The sequence below is a fragment of the uncultured Paraglaciecola sp. genome, from assembly GCF_937123705.1.
In the GTDB taxonomy this organism is placed as follows: Bacteria; Pseudomonadota; Gammaproteobacteria; order Enterobacterales; family Alteromonadaceae; genus Paraglaciecola.
The window spans coordinates 17,872-32,140 of the sequence record NZ_CAKZKO010000164.1 but is presented as its reverse complement, the minus strand read 5'-3'; the positions used below and the strand labels follow the sequence as shown (position 1 = coordinate 32,140).

The 14,269-nt window shown below is 36.6% G+C and carries 11 protein-coding genes; 6 read left to right on the top strand and 5 right to left on the bottom strand.

Translation table 11 applies throughout. The features are described 5' to 3' along the window. Positions 1-10 precede the first annotated feature (10 nt). The 4 genes from Q0688_RS21865 to Q0688_RS21850 are packed head-to-tail and all read left to right on the top strand — an operon-like array spanning position 11 to position 6,673. On the top strand, positions 11-1,219 hold the full coding sequence (locus Q0688_RS21865) for a site-specific integrase (protein ID WP_299082405.1): 1,209 nt from the start codon (positions 11-13) through the stop codon (positions 1,217-1,219). Continuing rightward, positions 1,216-3,480 (top strand): hypothetical protein, encoded by a 2,265-nt coding sequence (locus tag Q0688_RS21860; protein WP_299082403.1) that lies wholly within the window; start codon positions 1,216-1,218, stop codon positions 3,478-3,480. The genes Q0688_RS21865 and Q0688_RS21860 overlap by 4 nt, the downstream gene beginning before the upstream one ends. After that, the gene (locus tag Q0688_RS21855; protein WP_299082401.1) at positions 3,480-6,197 is read left to right on the top strand and encodes a hypothetical protein; all 2,718 of its coding nucleotides are present in this window, start codon (positions 3,480-3,482) and stop codon (positions 6,195-6,197) included. Before Q0688_RS21860 ends, Q0688_RS21855 begins: the two co-directional genes overlap by 1 nt. Continuing rightward, positions 6,194-6,673 (top strand): hypothetical protein, encoded by a 480-nt coding sequence (locus Q0688_RS21850; RefSeq protein WP_299082398.1) that lies wholly within the window; start codon positions 6,194-6,196, stop codon positions 6,671-6,673. Before Q0688_RS21855 ends, Q0688_RS21850 begins: the two co-directional genes overlap by 4 nt. A 35-nt stretch (positions 6,674-6,708) precedes the next feature. On the opposite strand, the gene qatD is transcribed toward Q0688_RS21850, so the two are convergent. The 5 genes from qatD to Q0688_RS21825 are packed head-to-tail and all read right to left on the bottom strand — an operon-like array spanning position 6,709 to position 11,991. Continuing rightward, positions 6,709-7,437, bottom strand: a complete 729-nt coding sequence (gene qatD, locus Q0688_RS21845) for a Qat anti-phage system TatD family nuclease QatD (protein ID WP_299082396.1) — start codon at positions 7,435-7,437, stop codon at positions 6,709-6,711. 5 nt (positions 7,438-7,442) lie between these two features. After that, a complete protein-coding gene (gene qatC / locus Q0688_RS21840) occupies positions 7,443-8,771 on the bottom strand; it encodes a Qat anti-phage system QueC-like protein QatC (protein ID WP_299082394.1) in 1,329 nt (442 codons plus the stop codon). After that, positions 8,764-9,642: a hypothetical protein gene (locus tag Q0688_RS21835; protein WP_299082392.1), complete on the bottom strand. Its 879-nt coding sequence runs from the start codon at positions 9,640-9,642 to the stop codon at positions 8,764-8,766. Before Q0688_RS21835 ends, qatC begins: the two co-directional genes overlap by 8 nt. Before the next feature lies 1 nt (position 9,643). Then, positions 9,644-11,404 carry a P-loop NTPase fold protein gene (locus Q0688_RS21830; protein WP_299082390.1) on the bottom strand — a complete coding sequence of 587 codons (1,761 nt, stop codon included), beginning with the start codon at positions 11,402-11,404 and terminating at the stop codon, positions 9,644-9,646. Positions 11,405-11,415: 11 nt separating this feature from the next. Beyond that, positions 11,416-11,991: a recombinase family protein gene (locus Q0688_RS21825; RefSeq protein WP_299082388.1), complete on the bottom strand. Its 576-nt coding sequence runs from the start codon at positions 11,989-11,991 to the stop codon at positions 11,416-11,418. A 248-nt stretch (positions 11,992-12,239) separates the two neighbouring features. On the opposite strand from Q0688_RS21825, the gene Q0688_RS21820 reads away from it, so the two are divergent. Both Q0688_RS21820 and Q0688_RS21815 read left to right on the top strand, forming a co-directional pair. Beyond that, the gene (locus Q0688_RS21820; RefSeq protein ID WP_235312866.1) at positions 12,240-12,845 is read left to right on the top strand and encodes a DNA-binding protein; all 606 of its coding nucleotides are present in this window, start codon (positions 12,240-12,242) and stop codon (positions 12,843-12,845) included. A gap of 602 nt (positions 12,846-13,447) precedes the next feature. After that, entirely contained in the window at positions 13,448-14,179 is a 732-nt protein-coding gene (locus Q0688_RS21815) for a MauE/DoxX family redox-associated membrane protein (protein WP_299082386.1), read from the top strand. The last annotated feature ends 90 nt before the right edge of the window (positions 14,180-14,269 follow it).

Below are 14,269 nucleotides of genomic sequence, written 5' to 3'. Positions count from 1 at the left end.
AGAGCAATAAATGAAAAAAGTTAAGTATACAAACATTACCATTAACGGTGAACTAATCGATGAGTTACACGTCTTTTACGATAACGATGGGAACTTAATAGTTTTACCTTTACTATTTTCGATAGACTTAACCCGCACAGGCACAGTCTTTTCTTTCAAAACTATTTCTAGTATTGACAGGTTTAAAACTTCTGAGTTTAAAGAAAAAACTATCCTAACAAGATGTGATGTATCTCATAACACCGAAACAACTTATCTCAGCCATTTACTGAAGTATCTTGAGTATTGTGAATCTAATTCTTTACCTGATGACGAGCTAGAGCACTGTACTGAAATAGCTGATAATGAAGATATCAGTTTATTTCTAAATTATGAATATCCAGATAAAATCGAAAAGTACACAACATTGAAAGGTATGAAGTCAGCTATTACTGCTTACTATAACTTCCTTACTCACTTAGGAATTACAAACCAGCGCTCATTTAAGATAAAGAAAGAAGTAAGAAAAAAACTATTAGAAAAAGAAGCACAGAACTTTCAAATCAAATACATCCATTCAAGTATAATAAAAGAACTGCTTTTAGCTTCGAAAACCAAAGCGGATAATTTGGTCATACAGTGCGGATATCATTTAGGCTTAAGAGCTAAAGAATGTGCTGGTTTAATTCTTAATGGTAAAGGCGGCTTATCAGAACTTATCGAACAATACAAAAAAGAAGAAAAGGATACATCTAGCTATCCAATTCGAACTGAGTACTTCGAATACCAACTTAAATCTAAATACACGAAAGGTGGGAAATCGAGACTTCTTTATATACCAAGAAATATGGTAAGAGACATCGAATCATATATTGCAACTGAGCGTGCTGATATTATTGCACTAAGTAAATATCCAGAACCAAATGGGTTACTTTTAAATGCAGCTAAAAGTCATTTCGGCAAAGCGATATCGACGAAGCATGCAAGCACCGTATTCAGACAATTAAAAACTAACGTAACCGCCCTAAAAGAATATCACTCATTCCATTGTTTACGTCATACATTTGCAACTTTACTTTACGATAAAAAAATTAAAGAGGGACAAGGAAAAAATGACGCAATAAGAGAAGTCGCCAATGCTTTAGGGCATGCACTTAATAAATACGGCGACGCATATAAAACTACCGTTCGGTATATTGTGATGCGCGATTATATGAACATTGTGGAGAAAGCAGCATGAAAGAGAATTTGATAGAAAATCCTCATATCTTTTCCGTTTCAGAGGTCGCTGCAAACGACTGTATTAACTATATTGATATTATTAGAAAAGAGCATAAAGAAGGTTTTAAGGCGCTACTACCAAACAAACCCAAGTTAATCGATCCGCGCCCTCGTCGAATTGCTATTTTTGATAATTTAGGACACAAGCACTTTATTGGCCCAAATGAAAAGATCTTCAATACATTTTCTGAAGCTATTTTTCTAGCCATCGCTGATGGAATGATATCGGACTACTTTAATGAACAAGCGAAAACCAGATCTCATGTCAGAAGTGTTCGAGATTTCTTAATTTGGTTAAACACCTTTGAGATCGACTCTATTGCCCGCTATGACGTACTTCACCAGTATGAAGTATTTCGCATTAATGAGCGTGGACTTTTACCTCAATCAACAGGACTAGACAAATTAATAGTAATAATGAAACACGGGTTAGGCTCAATTCACCTTTCTGACGACCAATACTATTACCTTTTAATGTTGCTGGAGAGTACGACTTTAAGTGCGTCGGAAGGTAGATCTCAAATAACTTTAAGTTCATGGTTTAGCTTACCTTGGTTAAGACCAATTATGGGAGAGCAGGCATACTTGAAACTAGAAAGTGCAAAGATCTTGATGGATAGCTTCAAAATAACAGTTGGTACTGTACTTCAAATACTTTTATCTGCAAAAGAGGAAATAAACTCAATACTGACCTATAACTCAGTAAACAGCTATTCACTGATCGATACTGAAAGTATAGAAAACTCAGAACTTGAAAAAATAGATAGTGATAAGATTTTTAAGAAAGTCACCACACATGCAAGAAGAAAATACTCTAGCTCTTTGTTTTGGTTAGTCCACAAACACTATGAACATAGTGAAACAATTAGTAAAGAGAACTCAACAACTTATAGAATTCTTAAATTGGACGCTTTTAATAAAGCAGTCTTCACGAAGTTGGAGCATAAACTATCCATTCATCCTTTGAGTCAGCCTCCTCTACAATATTCAGAGGAAAACATCCAAAAAAAGCAGAACTTTAATTGCCCATTACTTTTCGAGCCTAACTACCTTGAAGCTACCAACCCGTTGGAAGAACTTTTAGCGGCATGGATATTATCAACGCTATGTATACAACCAAGTGATGTTAGTAATGGACAAATAGGACAGTTCATTCGTGAATACAACAAATCAGGTAAACTAATATCTATTTTCAGTCAATCGTATAAGTCTCGAAGCGACGTCATACATAGTCACCCTATTTTAGATGGTCAGCTCGCAGAGTCAAAAGCTCTAGAAAGTTATTTTGTAAATATAGAAAAGTCACGAAAAAATTTATTCTCGAATAATAAAATTCACGCTTTCAGATACGTTACGCGAAATAATGAAGGTGAAGCTCAACCAAGCTATTCAGCACTTCTAACTCGTATATTAGATGACAAAGTGATTAAGAAATTAGTTATTGAAGAACATAGGAAAAGAAAAGTTGAACCGATCTTTTTAAAAGCATATCTCGCACTTGATAAATCTACTGCACCTGCTTTTGAGGCTTTCTATCAAGAGAATAGGGATAAAATTGATGAACCTCGAAAGGTATATACACAGAGGTATAGTGATGCTGTTCCTGTCTCATTATTCAAACTTTCGCATATCAAGAATTCATCGGTTCACAGTCGTTATGACTTGTATCGTGAAAGTGACCTAGTAAATCAAAACTCTCACAATGCTGAAGTAGAAAGATTAAGTTATATCGGAGAAGCCAACAAAGACGCAATTAATCAAAGAGGTCGTATATCAAGACTGGTAATGAACGATATATCAGAGAACCTGTTTAAACCAAGCATTACAAAAATATTAAAGAAAGCTCGTGATATGCAATTGCAGACATCACTTCGAAAAACTTCTAATGACGAAAATTACGAAATAAATACACTTGGTATTGCTGTAAATGCAAAGGTAGAAGATGAAAAGTTTGGAGATCACATTATAATTGAAAGCAAAGAAACAGCCTTTAATATGATTCACTACCTTAGCCAAGTAGAAAGGTTTGGAGCTGTACTTGCTGAACGTAACCTTCCATTTTTTGAATCAGAAGTGTTACCTAGGACCTTGTGGATAGAGGATACTCTTCAACGATTTTCAAACAAATCTCTACTTTCAGAAACTTATAAAAAACACAAAGAGCTAGAAAGTAGACTCCCAGACCTATTTGAAAACGAGTTACAAGGAGGAGTCGCATAATGAATTATCAAAGTTCACTCTCGCATCACACCCCAGCGATAGAAGGTTTAGACTATGATGAGTTGCAAGCTCGTCTTTCAACGCGATTAAGTAATGTTGATAATGACTTCTTGAGCCTTGAGTGGAAATTCAGGTCAGATAAGCAACTATATGTATTTAACTATGCGCCGCTTTACCAGTTATTGAAAAACTCGGAAACCTTCAAGGAAAGAGTGAATCAGACTCTTGTTGCTATAAAAATCTATTGGTTAGAAGCTACACAAAGCTTTACGAGTTGTGCGTCTTATCGCACAGCATTTAATGGACTTTGTTTAATGGTTCACTTTCTTGTTAAAAACAAAACCACTGTTATTGATAAGAAAAATATTGAACAGTACATTGAATATTTGCTGACTCATACATACGATAAAAACAAAGTCCTAAAAATACTTAACTTTAAGTCTTATGCTACATACAGGATGTTCGCTTCAGTAAGTAACATTAAACAGTCCCTTATTTCAAGAAACGAATTTTCGTTAGCTCATGCTAGCATTAATACCAAAGGCGTCACTCAAGCTGAAAAGAAAATAATTGAATACCTTTCATCTGGCGAAATGTCTATGAAAGACTGGAAGGCAGGAAAATCTTTCAACTATCTTAAATTAGACTATGGAAAGTACTATATAGAGCACTGCGCTTTGTTTTTTAACAAACATTACGCTTTAGCTAGAGCACTTTATGACACCCTTCAGGATGCAGATGAATTGATCGTGCAAGCTGGGTGGCCTGTAAACCGTGACACAAAGCCTTATGTAAGTCTATGTTTGTTAAATTTGTCCCCCGAAGAAATAGCGAAAGGACGGAGTATAAACCTCGATAAAACTAGAGCCTTAAAAAAAATGGTAGAAGCTCGTTTTCTATCTTACTTAACAAAATATGATACACATATGAATAAGTTGGATAGAGTGGCCAGAATTGATTTCTTTACTCATCTAGGAATAGAAGATTTAACTGAAAGCCAAGTCGATAAGCTGAATTTCATTTGCGATCATCTGGTGTATAGTGAAGAGTCTGAAAAAATCAAACGTTGGATTGATGATATAGATAATGACAATATCACTTACGATAAGGTCTATCATTCATATTCTCAAACATTGGGCGAAAGAATAGGTGTTAATCATAATCAAATTGGAGATAAGCAAAAGCTGCCTACCAAAGACTTTTACATCGGCATAGGTCTTGAAGAACCAACAGGGTCTGGAAACGGTTATATCATTCAATTTTATAGAAAAGTTCTGGCTGCTGGTTTTACTGAAATTGCGTCAAACTTAGGATGGAGAGAAAGTGAATTTGGTTTTAACTTTGACGCTATAAAGATTGAAAACAATCTTGATTTCATTGACCAAGAGCGCTTTCCAAACCGCTACGTGGTCAACTGGGAGGTGCCTAAAACACATGGTGATAAGCGCTTAGATCGTGAAATTACCTATGGGACTTTCTCAAAAATAAAATTGATAAAAGATTTTATTGGCAGTAAAAAAAATATGCCTTGCTTATACACTATTGAAAGTTCAAATAAAAAGCCAACTGCTTCAGCCACTCCTTTACAAAGAGCAGTACAATCAATGTGGGTCCATTTTGTAACTCACTATGCACCTTTCAATATTGTTGAGCAAATAGAATTACTGGAAGATCTTCAGCACAAAGTTAAAGAAGGTGTATGTATACCTCATAACGATTTCAAAAAACTGAGAGAGTTAGAAAAAAAATATATCGATGAAAGTTGGGAACAATTTGATCAAGATACAATGCTAAAAAAAGCAAAAGCTAGGGCAAGAAAAGAATTACCAGTAGTCAGGTTCCACTTAATGAATAATGACACTAAAGCGAAAAAGGACTGGGTCATTAGATATAGAGACCGGACTCTTTCACCTGAAATAATGTCCATTCTTGATGAGAACTTTAGTGAAGAAACTAAGGCCTATATCAGTCAAATAACTGACAAGCCAACTGCGCCGCTAACAAAGCAGCTTTCGAGTGAGCTAGTATCAGACTGCATTTACCCTACCCCACATGCCTTAAGACATATGTGGGCAGAAGCTGTCTATAGAAGATTTGATGGTGATATAGGCTGGATGATTAGAAGCCAGTTCAAACACATTAGTCCATCTATGTGGTTGGCTTACATAGCTGATAAAGCAAATGGCCCTATTAATGACAAAGCCAAACTAGATGTAATTAATTCCGTTGTAAAGTCGTTCATAGAGAAAAATGGCCAAGGATACGCAGGAAAACTATCTAGCTATTTAAGACGTGCAGTTAAAAAGACAAAAGTTGTTAATTTGAAAACCTTTGAAACGGACCTTGAGCAATTTATTGCATCCGAGTTTGTGTCTATTAAAGCAAATCCTTGGGGGTTTTGTTTATTGAAAAGGAGAAATCAAGCAAAAGCTAAATGTGCTGAAAATGGCATTCCAAGAAGGGAAAAAGCCGCACCGAAGTATTGCTTAGGTTGTAGCAATAACCTAACTCAGATAACTAACATAGATTATATCTATTTTATGATTATGAAAGATGTAGCATTGCTTAATGATAGTGAGTCTATCCCTAAAGCATTTCTGAAAGAATCATTTGATTTCGTTTACAATGCGTTCAAGCATATTAAAAGTCTTGACCCACTACATAAAGTACTTGATATCTTAACCCCAATCATAGCTAGAAAGGCGTCTTATATATGATTGACTACTTCGAAGATAAAGCAGACGAAAAACCCGACTGGGTTTCCGATAAAAATTGCTCGATCAAAATATATAAGGCTTTCTTAGTTCTTGAAGAGGAAAAAAGAGACTTTATTAATAGGCACCGCCTGAAAGGTGACTTTAAGAAGAAGAAGTCGTATACATTTTCAATGCGAGAAGCTTCGACAAAAGCAGGAATAAAACATACTAATGTTACCAGTTTAAGTCGTTTTGACGATATTAAAACCTTCTTTGAACAAATAAATCTCCAACTAGCAAAAGAGAAGGAGGAAAGGCTCAAAAAGTTTAGCGGGAGATCACGTGGCAAATATGAGTCTTCCAAAGGTGAGTTGGTTGAAGAGATATCTAAGGTTAAGAAAGAAAATAAAGGACTGGAAAAAAAGGACGTAGAAGCTCAATTAAATGCTTTAATTTCTAAAATGAGACCTGAAATTAAGAAGTTACTATTTATTTAGCTCCAAGTCGGCTTCTGTCGCCGACTTGCGGAAGATCAACTTTCGGAAACTAAACATTTAAAATTTGTTGATAACTTATTTAGCACTTGAGTTTTACTATTATTCCATTCAATAGATAAATATTCGACTAGAAGCCCTGCGTCTGAAGGAACAAGAACTTTACCATCAAATTTAGCAAATGGCCCGTCAGTCTCTAACAAGACTCTGTCCTGAGATATCCAAGATATAACTTTTCTCGCTCTAGCAGAAGCAAGCATTGCTGGCCCTATGGAAAAGTAACAACCTAGTTCTATCGCATCTTCAACTTGCTTCTTCGTAGCTAAAAACCAGTGAAGAATAGGTATGCCTGCCTGCCGATGATTACGCAGGCAATCTAGCACCTCATTTACTGCGTTTAAACTATGGATCGTTAATATCTTGTCATGGTATTGCTCACATTTTTGTAGAATGTGATTAAAAACTAATAGCTGATCATCAAAGTGTTCTTTATACCCTCGTGATCCATCAAGACCTATTTCACCGATATATCTAGTTTTTGAAACAAGCTTGTCGAACAGCGGTAGCTCATTTTTCCGTTCGTGGGCTAATTGGGGGTGTAATCCTAAAGCTGTCCTACAATTTTTTATATCTCTTGTCAGATTAACAGTACCTTCAAATGCCGAAGGCACTGTTGTGACAGATAGTACATAATAGTTACATTGCTTTATGTCATCCAAAACTACGTCATGATCTGAATACAAATCCACATGACAATGCATATCCATCACGATTACTTTTCCGAGTCCAAGAATGTTTTTACTTCAGCCAAACCTCTTTGAATTGTAGATTCAAGTTTGTCACGAATGTTACTATCCTGAGGAATAGATCCTGAACTACGAAGCCAAGAACGGTAATTATCAGTTTTTTTCAACCTAATAATGGCCGTTTGAACAGCTTGCAAGTCATCTCTTGTATCTTTCTCTTTGATAAGACCTTTCAATCGCTTCGTCTTATATTCAGCATCATCTGTAAACCCGGCATGATAAACCGATGCTCTTCTAATTAGGCAAGGTACACAGTGCCCGCATTGCTTATTATCTCGATGCCAATGGCTACACGAGACACTTAGCGGTACGGCATTTTTAATAGCCTTTTGGTCCGCACACTCAGCTAGCATTTCCCCCTTTGTCTTGAACTGGTAGGGGTTTATAAATTTCACATTAAAGCCTGTATCCTTAAGCAGCGACTCGAAACGCTCAAGGAAGTTTGGATGTGTTGTTCTGGTGCTATGGCTACCGATACGTCTTCTCGTCAAAGGAGGGTTTATGGAGATATAACCGTTTTCTGGCACTACAATAGTTTCAATGCTGCTATCACAGTTTGCATTCCTTAAAGCTGATATACCTAAAACAGCCACTGCTAGAAAATTGAAACTTCTACCTCTCATACTAATATCAGTTTTTCCTTCCAGCCTCTTAATAATATGTGGAGAGACTGAATAGGAAATTTCGCCGAAAGGCGGGGATAATAGTTGTTTGATTTCTTGCTGTTTAGCGCCATCACCACGGTATGCATGGCTAACAAGCAGTGGTTTAAGGTCAGATTTCCCATTAAGAATATCAATAGCCCCAACAGCACTGTCTAAGCCACCAGAAAAGAGACAAACAGAATTTAACCCAATCAGTGATTTCGCTTTAGCTTTTGCTTGCTCACTTGTTTTAGGCTTTGGCATTAACATTGTGGTTTTTTCAAACGTGAATTGCCATTGATCGCCAGTCAAAAAATTTAATAATGAGCTTAATTCTGGCTCGTTAAAGTTCCACATATCATCATCTGTTACTGGAACATGTAAATGCATTTTCCTCGCCCATGCATTTTCCGCTTTTTCTCTTTGTTCAAATGTATCAGCAGCAGTGACTGCTGTTGCAATAGTAACCAAATCAATTACATCGGCATCTACGTTTAGACCCAAGTCACGTACAGTTTGAAGTAATTGTCGAGAAGCTAAACTATGTTTATTAATGTCATGTTGATGTGTATGAAATATCTGAACAGGGTGACAGTCTTCCGTGAATGCAGGTAAATTCGAAGGGTCATGATTAAAATAGAAATTAGTCATCAAAGCTCTCCCATTCATCTACCGTCATTGCAATAGCATCAGCTTGTATTTTGGTTATATTATCCTTGCTAATACTGCTGGGGTTGCCATCGGTAACTTTGTCCAACTTCTCTTGTGTAATCACTTTTATCAATTCCCTTAGTTCAACTTCCATTTGGTGATGTTTACTTGCTGGTTCAACATGAAACCAAGCACGCCCCATACCTTCGACCACATCTTGAAAAATAAGATCTGTTAAATAGCAGCCAATAGCCTCTTGGATAACTTCATCTGTAAAACAATTTGGATCAAACTCTTCTGTATCAGGCAACGCTTCTTCTAGTGCGTAGTCTAGTGCAATTCTAACTGCATCAGAATCTGCATTGTCAGGAGCCAAATGAGTCGCAATTTTGTCAATTGCTTGGTCTGTCGATAACCCACTTAAATCACCAAGCGACAAACTTTGACTGTTAACCGTTACAGTGTCACCACGCATGACACCTAGTAAGCCAGAACCCGCAGTAATACCACTAGCGAGCCTACGGCTTGTACTTTTTCCTCCGCCTGAACCTTTTTTAGAATAGCTTTTTAATGAGCTTCTAAGGTCTGACGATGAACCGCCTGATTGAGCATATTTACCAAAAGCCCTTCTAGCACTGGCAAACCTATTTGGAGGTGGCACTGCCGTAGGTGAACCACCAATTTCTTGCTGGACCTTATCGTTATCAATATCGTTATTCTGGTTATCGGGTTGATCATTATCAGAACCAGCTTGATCATCCCCATCAGTGCCTGACGCAGGCTCTGTTGTTACGGGATCACCTTGTTCTGCCCATGATGGTACAAGCGGACTTTTATTATTCGGTCCTGTTGATGATGCTGAAGTACCCATATTACTTAGTTCCTTCTAGTTCTGTTAAAATTGGCTTAAACCATCTTTGGCGAGGTAAACTTTTTAAAAATGTCAGGAAGTTTAAGCGGCATTTATCATCTTGCTTAGCAAGTAGCACGGCTCCATACATTCCTATAGGCATTTCAGTCCAGTCTCCAACCAACTTAAGGTTTTCAATCATACCGTCCATTACAGACATGTATTCTTCCTTTGGAGTAGCGAAAATAGCATTAGAGTTAACACCGCTAACTCTAACTTTCTGCTTCATCAACTCTTCTACAAGTTTTTGAGCGGCTCCAGACATCACCGCGTTAACAACACCCATAGGTATACTTTCACGACTTAAGTACGCCGCCGAAGTTAAGTTCTTTTCAGCAAACATCGGTTGTAACTTCGACCATTTATCGAGAAAAGCCAGATCCAACTTCCATTCTTCTGGCAAGTCAATATCATCAAACTCAATTTTAGGGTTTTCCAAATCAGCTAATACTTTGGGACTACCATTTTCTTTATCAATTAACTCGTATAGCTTATTCGTAGCTTGCGTCCCCAAACATCTCTCAAAAAGAACCAGCTTGGTAATTGTTTTTTCATCAAGTTGCATACCTCGTCGGTGAGCGGTTTTCTTTCTCATTTTTACTTGGTTTAGTAAGCGCTTAACTATTCGAGGATTACCATTAATATTTGTAGATTCGGCTAACAATGGGGCCAACTGTTCAGCAACCACAAATTTGCCTCTTAGCTCCGTATGCCCCTCTATTTCCCGATCTTGAAGTAGTTCATCAACTGTAATTTGTGGCTGTTTCCACGAAAAACGTAAAGACTCTTCAAGAGCACTTCTTATAATTTCTAATTGATCTTTTCCTACTCCATGATCTTGCGCAGTGAGCATCATTAAGTACGCTCTTATCTCAACAACACCGGGTCTTGGAACATGTACGGGAATTTGAATTAGCTTGTCTAAATAATCAGTTTGATGTCGTTGAGATGCACCTTTGTGATATTCCGGTACAGCCAAGCGGATCATGTCTTCATCGGCGGCAATTACAAATGCAGTATTTGGTAAGAACAAAAATAATCTAATTGCTTCAAGTGTTGAAATTGCATTAAACGGCGAACAGCGATCTAAATTGTCTACATAGACGATGAGTGGCTTATTAAATTCATTTAATAATTCAGAATATGCTTTTCGAAATTCTTTTATTTCTTTAGGAGGTGAAAATGATTTTTTGCCTTTAAACAATCCTTTGTTTTTCTTTGCGACATCTTGAACTCCATCAGCAGCATCTTTTACATCACCAACATCTAATTCACCATCGTCGCCGCCACTGAACAAGCCCATTAACTTCTGCATACCTCCCATAGTGGGTATACCAGCTAGAGCTGCACCGCCATCCATAAGTAGCCCCATCAGTCTAATTTTATCTATTCGTCCAGCGAATTCTTTTGCTTTTGCACTAAGGTCTTTATCGTCGGCAGCTTTATTAACTAAAGTGGTTGCTATTGTTTCGAGTAATGCTGCTTTAGCGTCATCGTAACCTTGAAATGTCCATGCATCGAAGTGGACTTGTATATAGTCCTGTTCGTCAGCTTCTAATGATTTTTTTGTAAGCTCTAAAATGGTTGACTTGCCTGCGCCCCAGTCACCAAAAACACCAACGGAAATCGGCATCAAACCCTTTTCAGTTATAAGATCTTTAATCGATTCTGCCGTTTCATTAAAGTTTAAAAAATCGATATCTGATTCTTTATCCGACCACATAACATCTCCTTTTATTTATTATTTTGCAGTTCCATTCGTTCAATAGTGCGGTGCACCGTTGGGCGGCTTACTTCAAATTTTCTTGCGAGAGCTGAAATAGATTTGCCTTTTAGTTTTGCTTTATATAACTCTTGGGCTTTTTGATCACTTAATGCAGGCGTTCGCCCCATATGCTTACCATTAGCTTTTGCATCAGCTCTACCCTCTGCTGTCCGCGACTTTATTAAATCACGTTCAAGTTGAGCGAAGACTCCACACAAGTTAATCATGGCGTTTGAGAAAGGATTATCATTACTAGTATTAAGTGAACCGTCAATGATATTTAAGCAAGCACCCTTATTGTGGATACTATCAATAGAATCAAGAATGGACTTTAATGATCGCCCAAGGCGATCAAGGCGAGTAACAATAACTTCGTCACCTTCACGAATAAAATCGATCAGTTCCTTTAGCTTTTCTTCATTTTTGATAGAAGCACCAGATTGCTTTCCTTGAAAAATTTTTTCACAACCGAATTCATTCAATTTAGATAATTGAACATTTAAATCTTGTTCTTGAGTTGATACTCGTGCAAAACCAACTTTCATATGTACGAAACCTATAACTTTCGTACACACTAGCAACCAGATGAACGAAAGTCAACAAATACAGTTTCGTACATGAACGAATTAAAAAATATACATACGTTCACATTCGAGATAAAACGTTCAAAATAATCCAATATTTTATCGAACAGCCTAAAAGTGACTTTATTTGCACATTTAATTGAAAAAATCAAAAAACATACTAAAGTTAATTAAGTTAAATAACTTAATTAACTTATTTTGAGGGTGATATGGGTAGAAGAGCTGAATTTTCAGATCAACAGATAATTGAAGCTGGAAAAGCGATTACCGCTGAAGGTAAATTAGTTAGTCCATTTGCAATACGAAACAGGTTGCAAGGTGGAAGTTCTGAGCGTATTAAGATCGTTTGGTCTGAATATTTATCCCAACAAGAATCAATAGTTGAGGAAAAAGTAGAAGAAATTGAACTACCAACGGAAATAGCTGAAAAGTTGGAGAAGAACCAACAAACAGCTATAAATCAACTTGAGAAGCTAGCAATGGAAAGCTACAAAGTCGCACAACAAGTTGCAGAAAAAAGAGTTAAATCAACTATTGATGATTACCAATCAAAAATCCTTGAATATGAGGAATCTGAAAATCAAGCAAGCCTCGCTATTGAATCAAGCGACAATAAAATTGACGAACTAGAAGCTGAAATAGATGTTTTGCAATCTAGAAACGAAGAGCTAGTGGCAGAAAACTCAAGACTACTTGGGTTACTAGAAGCAAATGAGAGTCGTATCAAACAACTTGAAATTAAAGAAGTAGAGTTTGATAAGCTCCAACGAGCTTACGGCAAGCTAGAAGGGAGATTTGAGTTATTAAGCAAATAACCCATTAATTGATTTTAAATTACCTTTAAAACTCCGTGGTACATTTTCATCTGGTAATGAAACTCACACTCACCGGGTATTAGTTCTTTAATATTCACTTGATTTACTTCATTTAATTTGAGCTGTTCGTTTATATTTCGTGGAATATTTCGAAGACAGCTTTGATAGTCGGAAGAAGAAATAGCACTTAAATCTAACTGATGTTAACTGACCATATGATTTATTTATAAATAAACATGATTTCGATTTTTTTATGCATATTGAGCTTGCATTGTTTTCTGTTTATTGGGTTTTAAATAAAGATAATTAGAATTAAATGAGAGCACTTTTTGAAACTAATAAAGGAAAAATCGATACGAAGTACCCAATAATTTCTCACCTGCGCGTTGGTACGAATATTGAAAGTATTTTAATAATCTCGAAATATAGAAGTTATTTAAGAAAATATTTCAAAACATACGTATTACCGAGTAAATATTACATATGAAATGCATAAATTTGTAGCGATGATACTAACCTCGATAATTGTAATGTTTATTCTGATGAAGATAACGTTAAAGTAACTACCAATAATAAAGGTCAAGAAAATTAAGGAGATAACGATGAGTAAGACCGCAATAGTTTACAGGATGGTATCTAACGATCATATCTGTCCTTATGGGTTGCGCTCAAAAGACTTATTAAAAAGAGAAGGTTATAAAGTCGAAGACAACCATTTAACTTCGCGTGAAGATACCGATAAGTTTAAAGATAAGTACGGAGTTAAAACTACACCACAAACTTTTATTGATGATGAACGAATAGGCGGATATGACGACTTGCGCAAATATTTCGGTAAAGCAGAAGCAGGTCAAACGGGCACCACTTACACCCCCGTAATTGTAATCTTTTCCATAGCAGCGTTATTGACTTGGGCTTTTCAGCATTTTGTTACAGGTGAATATTTATCCACTCGAACCCTGATGCTTTTTATCGCGTTCTCTATGACGATGCTCGCAGTACAAAAACTCAAAGATTTGTATAGCTTTACCAATTCATTTATCACATATGATTTACTAGCGATGAAATGGATTCGGTACGGATATATTTATCCATTTGTTGAGGCATATGCGGGTATTGGAATGGTTGCACAATTACCAGCCTTGGCGGTAGCGCCCTTTTCTCTATTTATTGGAACAGTAGGCGCTATCTCAGTATTTAAAGCTGTCTATATAGATAAGCGAGAGCTAAAATGCGCCTGCGTTGGTGGTGATAGTAATGTCCCTCTCGGATTTATATCACTGTCTGAAAATTTATTCATGATCGCTGGAAGTTTAATTATGCTTTTGAAATAGTTAAACGTATATCAAGCCTTCGATTCACGGATGAGTCGAAGGCTTGATAAGCATCAGATATCGCCTAATACTAAAAACGTCAATATAGTT

Excerpts from the sequence above, each read along its gene's own strand:
- Q0688_RS21865 (WP_299082405.1), top strand. The coding sequence starts at position 11 with ATGAAAAAAGTTAAGTATACAAACATTACCATTAACGGTGAACTAATC.
- Q0688_RS21860 (WP_299082403.1), top strand. The coding sequence starts at position 1,216 with ATGAAAGAGAATTTGATAGAAAATCCTCATATCTTTTCCGTTTCAGAG.
- Q0688_RS21855 (WP_299082401.1), top strand. The coding sequence starts at position 3,480 with ATGAATTATCAAAGTTCACTCTCGCATCACACCCCAGCGATAGAAGGT.
- Q0688_RS21850 (WP_299082398.1), top strand. The coding sequence starts at position 6,194 with ATGATTGACTACTTCGAAGATAAAGCAGACGAAAAACCCGACTGGGTT.
- qatD (WP_299082396.1), bottom strand. The coding sequence starts at position 7,437 with ATGGATATGCATTGTCATGTGGATTTGTATTCAGATCATGACGTAGTT.
- qatC (WP_299082394.1), bottom strand. The coding sequence starts at position 8,771 with ATGACTAATTTCTATTTTAATCATGACCCTTCGAATTTACCTGCATTC.
- Q0688_RS21835 (WP_299082392.1), bottom strand. The coding sequence starts at position 9,642 with ATGGGTACTTCAGCATCATCAACAGGACCGAATAATAAAAGTCCGCTT.
- Q0688_RS21830 (WP_299082390.1), bottom strand. The coding sequence starts at position 11,404 with ATGTGGTCGGATAAAGAATCAGATATCGATTTTTTAAACTTTAATGAA.
- Q0688_RS21825 (WP_299082388.1), bottom strand. The coding sequence starts at position 11,991 with ATGAAAGTTGGTTTTGCACGAGTATCAACTCAAGAACAAGATTTAAAT.
- Q0688_RS21820 (WP_235312866.1), top strand. The coding sequence starts at position 12,240 with ATGGGTAGAAGAGCTGAATTTTCAGATCAACAGATAATTGAAGCTGGA.
- Q0688_RS21815 (WP_299082386.1), top strand. The coding sequence starts at position 13,448 with ATGAGTAAGACCGCAATAGTTTACAGGATGGTATCTAACGATCATATC.